This window comes from Enterococcus sp. AZ095a, from assembly GCF_050546735.1.
Taxonomy (GTDB): domain Bacteria; phylum Bacillota; class Bacilli; order Lactobacillales; family Enterococcaceae; genus Enterococcus_D; species Enterococcus_D entomosocium.
The window spans coordinates 3,485,208-3,496,989 of sequence record NZ_CP172953.1 but is presented as its reverse complement, the minus strand read 5'-3'; the positions used below and the strand labels follow the sequence as shown (position 1 = coordinate 3,496,989).

7 protein-coding genes are annotated in these 11,782 nt (G+C 44.9%); 6 read left to right on the top strand and 1 reads right to left on the bottom strand.

What is annotated here, in order from left to right:
• Position 1: 1 nt before the first annotated feature.
• Genes IGJ26_RS16170 through IGJ26_RS16150 form a run of 5 tightly spaced genes read left to right on the top strand, consistent with a single transcriptional unit; the run spans position 2 to position 3,748 of the window.
• Positions 2–499: a PTS sugar transporter subunit IIA gene (locus tag IGJ26_RS16170; protein ID WP_061053488.1), complete on the top strand. Its 498-nt coding sequence runs from the start codon at positions 2–4 to the stop codon at positions 497–499.
• 16 nt (positions 500–515) lie between these two features.
• A complete protein-coding gene (locus IGJ26_RS16165; protein WP_005230357.1) occupies positions 516–830 on the top strand; it encodes a PTS fructose transporter subunit IIB in 315 nt (104 codons plus the stop codon).
• 46 nt (positions 831–876) lie between these two features.
• On the top strand, positions 877–1,956 hold the full coding sequence (locus IGJ26_RS16160; protein WP_086298895.1) for a PTS fructose transporter subunit IIC: 1,080 nt from the start codon (positions 877–879) through the stop codon (positions 1,954–1,956).
• Positions 1,957–1,973: 17 nt separating this feature from the next.
• Complete coding sequence (locus IGJ26_RS16155) at positions 1,974–2,828, top strand: class II fructose-bisphosphate aldolase (protein WP_008381753.1); 855 nt, start codon at positions 1,974–1,976, stop codon at positions 2,826–2,828.
• 20 nt (positions 2,829–2,848) lie between these two features.
• Positions 2,849–3,748, top strand: coding sequence for a ketose-bisphosphate aldolase (locus tag IGJ26_RS16150; RefSeq protein ID WP_008381754.1), 900 nt, complete (start codon positions 2,849–2,851; stop codon positions 3,746–3,748).
• A gap of 66 nt (positions 3,749–3,814) precedes the next feature.
• On the opposite strand, the gene IGJ26_RS16145 is transcribed toward IGJ26_RS16150, so the two are convergent.
• Positions 3,815–5,230, bottom strand: a complete 1,416-nt coding sequence (locus IGJ26_RS16145) for a helix-turn-helix domain-containing protein (protein WP_430599752.1) — start codon at positions 5,228–5,230, stop codon at positions 3,815–3,817.
• Between the two features lie 292 nt (positions 5,231–5,522).
• Between IGJ26_RS16145 and IGJ26_RS16140 the strand changes: the two genes are divergently transcribed.
• Positions 5,523–11,714: a Spy0128 family protein gene (locus tag IGJ26_RS16140; RefSeq protein ID WP_430599750.1), complete on the top strand. Its 6,192-nt coding sequence runs from the start codon at positions 5,523–5,525 to the stop codon at positions 11,712–11,714.
• The last annotated feature ends 68 nt before the right edge of the window (positions 11,715–11,782 follow it).

The following is an 11,782-nucleotide window of genomic DNA, read 5'->3' as shown; positions in this document are numbered from 1 at the left end:
GATGAAAAACGAAAGCCAAACGATCCAAGCGTTCAGCATCGCAGATGTAATCAATCCCAATCTTATCAAGATGGAAATGGAAGCGAATTCAAAAGAAGAAGCGATCACTGAACTGTCTGAACTTTTATATGAAAACCAGATAATTACCGATTTAGCAGGGTTCACCCAAGATGTCTTTGCCCGAGAAACGGAAGGAATGACCGGTATCGGGCATGGATTGGCAATTCCTCACGGAAAGTCGGACAGTGTGAAAAAAACCTCTTTAGTGATCGGAAAAACCAAGCGTCCGCTTGAATGGGAGTCCATCGATGAAGCGCCCGTTCAAGTAATTATCTTGTTTGCAGTCAAAAATACCGATGCCAATACGATGCATATCAAACTGCTGCAAAAGGTAGCGATGCTACTAGCGGATGAATCGTTTATTGATCGTCTCGTTGCGTCAGGGACAAAGGATCAAATGATGACCTTGCTTGCTAAAGATCCAATGGCAGAAAACTAAGAAAGGGGGAGAAAAGATGAAAATCGTTGGTGTAGCTGCTTGTACTTCAGGAATCGCTCATACGTATATTGCTAAGCAGAAAATCGAAACAGCTGCGAAAGAACTTGGTCATGAAGTCCATATCGAAACCCAAGGAACCATCGGGACGGAAAGTGAATTGACGGAAGCCGCTATTCAAGCAGCCGATGTTGTCATTATTGCGGCAGATATCAAAATCGGCGGCAGAGACCGCTTTGAAGGCAAGCGAATAGTAGAAATTCCAACTAGTATGGTGATCAAAGCGCCTAAGCGTTTGCTTGAAACAATTGAAGAAAAATTAAATCAGGGATGAATCAATAAATGTTCTGACAATTCAAATTTAAAGGGGGATGAAACAAATGATGAAACAGCTGCAGTTGAAAAAACATGCCTTAACCGCCATCTCGTATATGCTGCCGGTCGTTGTCACAGCCGGGCTTTTGATTGCGATCGGCAATCTTACCAACGGCACAGTCATTGAAAATTACGATGCTGCCTATACGATCCCGGATGCACTGGTCTCGCTGGGCGTTTTAGGGATGGGGCTGCTGGCGCCAGTGATCGCTGCCGCGATCGCCTATTCCATTGCTGATCGTCCAGGAATCGCTCCGGGACTCTTTATGGGACTGATTGCCAATGCGATTGGCGCAGGCTTTTTAGGGGGAATGTTAGGAGGCTATCTCGCAGGTTATCTGGTCTTATTCTTAGTAAAAAACCTTAAAGTACCACGTTGGGCACAAGGTCTGATGCCAATGATGATCGTACCGGTCTTGTCGACACTGATCGTCGGTGCTTTGATGTTCTTCGTCATCGGTGTACCGATCGTGTGGGCTACGGAGGCGTTGACTACTTTCTTAACGAATCTGCAAGGCTCGGGGAATTTCTTATTTGGCGCGATTGTCGGTGGCATGGCTGCCTTTGATTTTGGCGGACCCGTCAACAAAGTCGCCTCGCTATTTGCTGATGGTCTATTACTGGAAGGCATTCAAGAACCCGAAGCCGTGAAAATTTTAGCCTCAATGGTGCCTCCCTTTGGTGTTACGATCTCTTGGGGCCTCTCTCGTCTCTTACGCCGGCCCAAATATTCTACGGAAGAAGAAGACAACATCAAGATCGCTTTTCCAATGGGCCTTTGTATGATTACAGAAGGAGTGATCCCGATCGCTGCCGTCGACCCGTTTCGCGTCATTTTTTCTTGTACGGTCGGAGCAGCCGTCGGCGGTGGTCTAAGCATGGTTTGGGGCGTCGGTTCACCAGTGCCATCTGGTGGGGTCTTCATCATTCCTGCCATGACGGATCCACTGAAATTTACCATCGCACTCCTGATTGGTTCTGCCATCACCGGTGTTTTGCTGTTTGCATTGAAAAAGGCACCCGTGGAAATGCCGATCATGGAAGAGGAAGAAGACATTGACTTTTCGTCGATTGAAATTTCCTAAAAAAAGGAGCGAAGAAGATGTATGTATCAATGAAAGAGATGCTGCAAAAAGCCAATCGAGAAAACTATGCGGTTATGGCCATCAATTGTTTCAACCTGGAAACCGCTAAAGCAGTGATCGATGCCGCTGCAGAATCACATGCACCCATCATCGTGGATTTGCTGCAAGACCATTTAAAGACCCATCTAGATCATCGTTACTTAACCCAGCCGATCATTCGAATGGCGGAAAATGCCAATGTGGAGGTTGCCATCAATCTGGATCACGGACAGGATATCGCCTTCGTCAAACAATGTCTCCATGAAGGGTTCTCAAGCGTCATGATGGATGCCTCTATGCATCCTTTAGAAAAAAACATCGCCATCACCAAAGAGATCGTACAGTTTGCGCAAGCCTATAATGCCAGTGTCGAAGCAGAAGTTGGGGACATGGGAGCAGTGGCTGGGGATCAGTTTACTAGCGATGGGATGTATACCGATCCAGAGGAAGCCATCCATTTTATTCGAGCAACCGGGGTCGACTGTCTCGCCCTTTCTTACGGCTCCAGTCATGGGGATTATCCAGCAGGATATCGTCCGGCATTTCGCTTTGACATCGTTCAAACAATCAAAGAAGCCACTGACCTACCGCTGGTTTTGCATGGCGGCTCGGGAGCCGGCAGTGAAAATATCTTGCGTTCCGTGGCATTAGGGATCAATAAGATCAATGTAGGGGCTGATTTTATGAAAGCCCAGAGAAATGCCCTGCACCAACAGCTGAATGCTTGTCCGGAAAGCGATTATCCGACCCTGGTCCACCAAACCATCGAAGCAGGAAAAGCAGTCGTCAAAGAGTATATCGAATTATCTGGATCAAAAAACAAATCACTTTAAAAAGATTGGAGCACACTTATATGTTGATCAATATGAAACAATTACTGACCGTTGCCAAAGAAAATCAATTTGCCGTTGGTGCCTTTAACGTCGCAGACAGTAACTTCTTACGCGTCGTTATCGAAGCAGCGGAAGAAAACGATGCACCAGCCATCATTGCGATCCACCCAACAGAATTGGCCTTTACAAAGGATGAATTTTTCCACTATGCAGTTTCCAGAGCGAAAAACAGTTCTGTGCCGATCGTGATCCATATGGATCATGGCGACAGTCTGGCGAGTATCATGCGGGCGATCCATTGCGGGTTCAGCTCAGTGATGATTGATGGGTCGTTGCTGCCTTTTGAAGAAAATATTGCTCTGACAAAACAGATTACCGAGATTTGCCATCCGATTGGGGTTTCTGTCGAAGGCGAGCTGGGAACGATCGGTAATACCGGAACCTCCGTTGAAGGGGGCGTCTCCGAAGTGATTTATACTCGTCCAGAAGATGCACAAGAATTCATTGAGAAGACAGGCATTGACACTCTGGCAGTTGCGATTGGAACTGCCCATGGTATTTATCCGAAAGATATCAAACCGGAATTAAAAATGGATGTCTTACAAGAAATCAAAGATCGTGTCGATATCCCATTGGTGTTGCATGGCGGATCGGCCAATCCCGATGAAGAAATCGCTCAGGCAGTGGCAATCGGTATCCAAAAAGTAAATATCTCCTCTGATTATAAATACGCCTTTTACAAAAAATGCCGTCAAATTTTAGCTGAAACAGAATTATGGGATCCAAATGCTATTTACCCAGAATGCATTGAGGCAGCCAAAACAGTGGTTACGCAAAAAATGTCCCTCTTCAATGCAATTGGGAAAGCAGCTCTGTATCGCCAGCAAAATATCCAGCCATGGCGTAGTGAACAAAACTAAACAGCAAACAAATAATGGAAACACCCTCGAAAATCGCTAAATTGCGGCTTTTCAAGGGTGTTTTTTTTATTGCGCATTATTTTCTTGCAGCATACGAATCCCCTTTTCCTGAACCTGCCGAGCGATAAACGCCAAATCATTCGAAGTCAGGTTGATGTCTGCATAATGAAATAAGTTTTTTCTGCAGGAGGGGGTCAGATTGCCGATGATCAAATCATAAGTCTCGTCCAGTCTGGTCAGAGAAAACGAGTCCAGAGGATTTAAAATCGTGATGGTTAGCTGATAAGGAATAAACTGTTGGATTTTCGTTTGGATAAATTCCGTATGGTAACTATTCGTATCATAAAACAAAGCTAAGCGAAAGCCAGCATTGGCATCGATGATTTCTTTAGCGAAATTTGGGAAAGATATATGGAAAATATAAATCAGGTAATTGATCGTACTTGGTCGAATGATCGGTAAATTTGAATGGGTCAAAAGGTGAACGATGTCTCGATTGACTGCCTGTTGGACCAAATCACAGTTGTTGACAAAACGAGCAAAGCGATCATCCAAGATGCAGTAAGGAACGCGCAAGTTGATCCCAAGAAAATAAGAAAAGACCACAGCGTCGAGTTTCTCTTCAAAGTCGGCTTCATGATAGTTGTACTTTTTAAATATACGTTTGGTCATTTGATAAAACTCTTGTTTGGTCTTACGAAAGACGTTGGGGTCTTGACCAATATGGGTCGTGACATAACCGACCATTTTCTCGACGTAGGCCCGACTGTAGCCGGTAAATTCGCTCAAATCGATTTTCTCTAAGAAATATTCGACGTGGTTTCCATTGGGGTTGGAGGCGTATAGGCGATCGCGCTTCGTGTTGATATAGATCACAAAAGCGATTTTTTTGATGTCGGAAAAATAAAGCTTTAAGGGCGTCGCTGCCGCCATGATACGGGCGATTTTCAAAAAATCCTGTTCTTGGTTGATGTTGGCATCCACAAATTCATACTGGTACTTTTCTAAGAAGAAAATCAGAAAAAACTGGCGAATGTTGTGTTCATTTCCTTTTAACTGGATGGGTTTGGTCGCGATGAAGAAATCATACGGTGCCAGAACCAAATTGATCCTCTTGATCAAACGAATGATCGATGACTTGCTTAAATTTAATTCTAGTGCCAGCATGTCATAACTAGTGAAACTTGATGAGAAGAGTAGTTCTAACAATTGAAACGCAGACGAGCGATTTAAAAACTGGCTGTATACGTCTAGTCGAGTAGCGAAAGGATGCAAGTGTAGGCGAACAGCTGAATAATCGTCAAATTGTAAGTCCAGAAACGAAAATTCATTGGCGATTTCCGCGATATAGGTTTTCGCTGCAGACATTGAAATGGAAAATTTCACTGCCAAATCGTGAAGACTCGTCCCCTGATCGTCTAATAAATACTCAATCAGCTGTAGTTTCTTTTGTGTTGTAGATGATAACAATTTCCGTAACATGATTGCCCCTGAGCCCCCTTTTAAGTAAATAGTATCACGTTTTTACATGTATTCAAAAAAATTGCGTGTTGTATTTTTTTTGAATACATCCCACCCCCAAATTTTGGGAAAATAGAAGTGTGGAATAGTAGTAATACGTTTGATACAAGTAGCAAAGACCAAAATTTTTGAATCATGGGGAGGAGGCAAAAAGCAGTTGTTTGTTGGGATATCTTGCTCACTGTTGAACAATATTATTCGTCGAGCGCTTCCGAGATCAATTGAAAAAATTTATAAAAAGGAATGAGCAACTATGAAAAAACAATTTTCTATCTATATATGTTTGCTAGTCTTGCTTGGCTCCATTTTTTGTGAACCAACGATCATACTAGCAGAAGCAATCAACGCAACCGAAAGTACCGAAAGAACGGCTGAAACGCTGGAAAGTAGCGAACCTGAGACCGGAACGATCGATACGGAAAAAGCACCTACGGATTCATCGACAGCGGGAGCAGTTCAGTCAGAAACGAGTCAAGCAGAAGAAGAACAAGCAACCGTCCCTAGTGAAAGTCAAGCAACCCAAGCATCTTCGACACTGAATCAAAACAGCATTCAACCCCGAGCACCAGATACTGAGGCGGAAACGGAAGCTTCTACTATCGCTGAGAATCTTAGTGCCAACCTAAACGAACGGGGAGTACAACTTTTTGACAATGTCCGAATTACTGACTTAAACGATCAACCCTTCACTGCCGAAAATCCACCGATGTATAACGGCAACATCAAAATTCATTTTGACTGGTCGTTAGCAGATACGGAAGAAATTCGCGCAGGCGATTATTATACGTATCAATTGCCAGACTATTTTGCCATTCATAATACCGTTAGCGGCGAATTGACTCGTTCTGGCGGACAATCGATCGGAACCTTTACCTTGGATCATGATGGTACATTGACCGTCACGTTTAATGAGGCCGCACAGACATTATCCAATCGTTCGGGGACCATTGATTTGATCACTGAATTAAGTGTGAGTACCGTTACTGAAGAAGTGACGATTCATACTGGGATCTACGATGAAGATGGTCATGAGATCATCATTACATTGCCGATTTATGAAGTCGATATCATTAAGACTGGTAACGTGACTTCCAGCGGTTCAGTGGTTTGGGAAATTATTTTTAACCAAACCAGTCGTGAATTGCACGATGTGGTGATCACCGATAAAATGCCTCAAGGTTTGTCTTATAGTACTTCGACAGGCTACTTGTACGATGAAGCCACCGAGGAGTGGGTTCGTACCGATGGCTTATATACCTTTAACAGCGTCAACAACACGTTTACCTTCAATCAAACCGTCAATCAACCGGTCCGCATCGTCATCAATAGTGCGGTCACCGATCCAACGGCTTCTTCTTTCAAAAACACGGCAACAATCAACGGTAGCGATTTTACAGAAAAAACTGCAGAAGCAACGGTTACTTACGATGAGCAATCGGAATACAAACGGTTCAAAGGCTATGATCAAGAAACGAAACGAGCGTCATGGGAAATTTCCGTCACATTGGACAAAGACCAAGCCAAAGTTTTGGATCAGACCTATTCAGGAACGGATCCTGAAAAAGCCCTGCACTTTTTTGTGCCAGAGACTTTGGTGATCACAGACAAAGATGGTAACTCGATTCCAGCAGAAGATTGGTCCTTTGATGGGACGTACCAGCTGGACAAAGAGGGGGAAATCGTACGCTTTGGTATCACGTTTGCCAAAGCTGGTTACTACAAGATTCAATACGATACTCAGCTATATGAATCGGTTTTAGCCGATACCCGTATTTACAACTACGCTTCGGTCCGCGACAATCAAAATAGCTCGTTGACGGGCAGTGGGATCGTGACGCCAACCAAAACGATCGGTGTCGTGAAAACAGCTGGCACCAAAGATTATGAGACGAAGACTGTCGCATGGAAGATTGATGCCAATACCAATCAGCAAACAGTTAGCGACCTGATCATCGAAGACCGCTATCAATTGATCTCTGGCGCAAACAGCAGCGCACTGGCCTTGTTGGCGGATACGCTGGTAGTGACGGCAAGCGGCGTGACCGAGCCTTTGGTCCTTGATACCGACTATACGCTGGAGCGGATCAAAGAAACGAAAACACTGACGGATGGCACAACGAAGGAACTTGAGACGGGTTTTCGCATCAAGCTGCAAGGGGCGTACCAAACGACTTCGGCAACGATCACGGTTAATTTCAAAACTAGCTTCGATGTTTCACAGCAGATCGCATTAGGAAGTTCTAGTAGTCGTTTTAGTAATGCAGCGTTTGTCCATTATAAAGACGAAGCCGGCAATACGTTCACGGAAGCCTCTGAATCCAATACTTGGATGGATACCAACTGGTTAAAAAATGCCTTGAAATACGGCCTATTTATTGGTGAAGGGGAAGATGTCGCCAAAGCGATTACTGCCGTATTAGGTCGGAACTTAGGAACTATTTTTGATGAGCAGACCGCCTCTAGCGATCAAGTCTATTGGATGGGGCTATTCAATACGTACAAAGAAAAAATCAACAAAGATGCAATCATCACGGACCAGCTGCAAGAAGGCCAAACCTTGAAAGACTTGGCGCTTTACACGGTCACAGTAACTGGGTATACGACGCAAGTCAGAGCACTGAAAGAGCAATTGGTGCTAAACGAGGATTACAGTTACACTTATGACCCTGACTCGAAGACAGTTACGATCACCTTGCTGAAAGAAACGTCAGAAACACTGGCGGTCTTCTTGGCAACGGAAGCAGCGGAAGATGTATTTACCTACAAAAATACCATCACGTTGACAGACAACGATACAACGTTGACCGCGGATGGCCAAGCCGATAAGTCGGCGAAAACGGACTGGTTGATGAAAAACGGTAGTCAGAATGCCGACAACAATCGGTTGATCGATTGGGAAATCATGATCAACGCTGACAGTCGCAAAATCCACAATGCGGTGGTCACCGATACCATCAACTACAATCAACACACCTTTTTACGAGATGCCGACGATGCCGTGATCGTAGATGTGTATGAAGCGGTCTTAAACAATGGCACGTGGGAAAAAGGAGAAAAAGTCACCTTCACCAACGAGGACAATCCGAAAATCACCTCGGATGTGGTAGCAGGGACGCAATCGTTAGTGATCGCTTTTGAAGAAATGATTGATAAACCATACTTTATTGTTTATCAAACACAGCTTGATCCCGGGATTTTGAACAATGAACGGGTGGCCAACAGTGTCAATTTGACGGGTAGTGAGATCGAGATTCACACAGTGACCAAAGAAATCACTATCAAATCGACAGATGGCAGCGGAACGTCTTCTGGGACGAACGGCTCTTTGACGATCATGAAATACGATGCAGACGGCACCAAAGAACGAGGGATCGATAAAGAAGCGGTTTTCCAATTAAGCCGCAAAAATGCGCAAAATACCTATGAAGTCATCTTGTCGAATCTGGTGGTCAAAAACAATCAGATCATGGAAAACGGCAACGCCATTGATCGGATCGACAATCTGCGTTACGGCGATTATATGATCCAAGAAATCACCGCACCGGAAGGATACGAACGAGATGCGACTCAGTACACCTTCACTATTTCTGATAAGCAAGTCAATTATGTCTTTGAACTAGCCAACAAGCGGGAAATCAAAGAAACGACCCACGCCTTGAATGTTCAGAAGCTGCTTGATGGGCGCGAGCTAAAAGACGGCGAATTTACGTTCCAACTAGTGGATGAAACTGGCTCTGTGATTTTAACACAAACTAATGATGGCAACGGTCAAGTTGCCTTTGACGCCATCACTTACAATGAGCCTGGCGAATACCATTACACGATTCGGGAAAAAGCCGGCGATGATCCAACCATCACCTATAGCGACAAAGAACTAAAGGTAACTGTGACCGTCACGGAAGAAGATAGCCAGTTGATTGCGAAAGCAGTCTATGAAGGCAATCAAGTCTTCGAAAATGACTATACGCCAAAATCCGGTAGTGTCGTTTTGAATGCTGAGAAAGTGCTGATCGGTCGTGATTTGAAAGCAGAAGAATTTGACTTCGAATTAGTCAATGAAGCAGGAACTGTACTTCAAACAAAAGCCAATGATGCCACTGGCAAGATCTACTTTGACGCTATTCCTTATGATAAAGCAGGTGAATACCGCTATACCATCCGTGAGAAAGCAGGAACTGACGGTACCATCACTTACGATGCAAAAGAACTAGCGGTAGTTGTGACCGTGACGGATGAAGATGGACAGTTGACCGCAGTGGCGGAATATGAAGGCAATCAAGTCTTTGAAAACGACTATACGCCAAAAGCTGGCGAAGTGGTGCTGAATGCTGAGAAAGTATTGACGGGCCGCACGCTGGAAGCCAACGAATTTGCCTTTGAACTGGTAGATGAAGAAGGAACTGTTCTTCAAACAAAAGCCAACGACGCAACTGGCAAGATCTACTTTGACGCGCTCCCTTACGAGGAAGCCGGTGAGTATCACTACACCATTCGTGAGAAAGCAGGAACTGACGGTACCATCACTTACGATGCAAAAGAACTAGCGGTAGTTGTGACCGTCACTGATGAAGACGGACAGTTGACCGCAGTGGCCGAATACGAAGGCAATCAAGTCTTTGAAAACGACTATACGCCAAAAGACGGTGGAATGGTGCTGAATGCTGAGAAAGTATTGACGGGCCGCACGCTGGAAGCCAACGAGTTTTCCTTTGAGCTAGTCGGTGAAGCAGGCAACGTGTTGCAGACGAAAACCAATGACGCAACCGGACAAATCTACTTCGATGAATTAACGTATGACGAAGTCGGCGAATACCGCTACACGATTCGAGAAAAAGCTGACGCAGATAGTACCATTACCTATGACATGAAAGAAATTGGCGTTGTCGTGAAAGTCACCGATGAAGACGGGCAACTGGTGGCAAAAGCAACGTATGATGGCAATGCGATCTTTGAAAACGACTATCAACCAAAAGCTGGTAGTGTCGTACTGAGTGCCGAAAAAGTTTTGATCGGTCGTACGCTACAAGCAAATGAATTCGATTTTGAACTAGTCGATGAAGAAGGAACTGTTCTTCAAACAAAAGCCAATGATGCAACCGGACAAATCTACTTTGACGCTCTCGCCTATGAGGAAGCTGGCGAATACCGCTATACCATCCGTGAGCAAGCAGGAAACGATGGCACCATCACTTACGATACGAGAGAACTGGCAGTAGTCGTTACCGTCACCGATGAAGACGGGCAATTGACCGCAGTGGCGGAATATGAAGGCAACCAAGTCTTTGAAAACAGCTACCAACCAAAAGCCGGCAGTGTTGTACTAAGTGCCGAGAAAGTATTGACCGGTCGTACGCTACAAGCAAATGAATTCGACTTTGAACTAGTCGATGAAGAAGGGAACATTCTTCAAACAAAAGCCAATGATGCAACTGGCAAGATCTACTTTGACGCGCTCCCTTACGAAGAAACAGGTGAGTACCACTACACCATTCGTGAGAAAATAGACAGCGATGGCACTATCACGTACGATACAAAAGAACTAGCGGTAGTCGTTACCGTCACCGATGAAGACGGACAGTTGACCGCAGTGGCAGAATACGAAGGCAATCAAGTCTTTGAAAACAGCTATCAACCAAAGGCTGGTAGTGTCGTATTGAATGCCGAGAAAGTCTTAACTGGTCGTACACTACAAGCAAATGAATTCGATTTTGAACTAGTCGATGAAGACGAAACTGTACTTCAGACAAAAGCCAATGATGCAACCGGACAAATCTACTTTGACGCTCTCGCCTATGATGAAACAGGTGAGTACCACTACATCATTCGTGAGAAAGCAGGAACTGACGGTACCATCACCTACGATACGAAAGAACTGGCAGTAGTCGTAACGGTCACCGATGAAGCTGGACAGTTGACGGCAGTGGCGGAGTACGAAGGCAGTCAAGTCTTTGAAAACAGCTACCAGCCACAAGCTGGCAGTGTCGTACTAAGTGCTAAGAAAGTCTTGACGGGTAGAGACTTGCAAGCCAACGAATTCATATTTGAATTAGTGGATGAAGCTGGAAAGGTTCTGCAAACCCAACGCAATGACGCAAATGGAACGATTACCTTTGATGCATTGACGTATGACGATGCTGGGGAACATCGTTACACGATTCGTGAAAAAGCTGGCAATGACGCAACGATCATCTATGATGAAACCACCTATCAAGTGACGGTCACCGTCAAAGATCAAGACGGAAAATTAGTGGCTGAAGCGGAACAAACGGCAGACATGGTATTCAACAACCGTGTCAAAGAAGGCAAAACAACGAAACCGGGAACTGGCAACTTACCGAAAACCAATGACACCACGACCGCTGGTTGGGTCGTCTTGGGACTGTTGTTAGTAGTGATCGCAGTAGGCATCTACCTTGATCGCAAAAAACGGACGCCGTTATCATAGGCAGGGGAAGCAACAGAGCAGAAAGAGAAAGCGGGATGAGGCCAACTTGTCCCGCTTTTTCCTGCCCT

Coding starts and splice junctions, on each gene's coding strand:
- IGJ26_RS16170 (WP_061053488.1), top strand. CDS start 2: ATGAAAAACGAAAGCCAAACGATCCAAGCGTTCAGCATCGCAGATGTA.
- IGJ26_RS16165 (WP_005230357.1), top strand. CDS start 516: ATGAAAATCGTTGGTGTAGCTGCTTGTACTTCAGGAATCGCTCATACG.
- IGJ26_RS16160 (WP_086298895.1), top strand. CDS start 877: ATGATGAAACAGCTGCAGTTGAAAAAACATGCCTTAACCGCCATCTCG.
- IGJ26_RS16155 (WP_008381753.1), top strand. CDS start 1,974: ATGTATGTATCAATGAAAGAGATGCTGCAAAAAGCCAATCGAGAAAAC.
- IGJ26_RS16150 (WP_008381754.1), top strand. CDS start 2,849: ATGTTGATCAATATGAAACAATTACTGACCGTTGCCAAAGAAAATCAA.
- IGJ26_RS16145 (WP_430599752.1), bottom strand. CDS start 5,230: ATGTTACGGAAATTGTTATCATCTACAACACAAAAGAAACTACAGCTG.
- IGJ26_RS16140 (WP_430599750.1), top strand. CDS start 5,523: ATGAAAAAACAATTTTCTATCTATATATGTTTGCTAGTCTTGCTTGGC.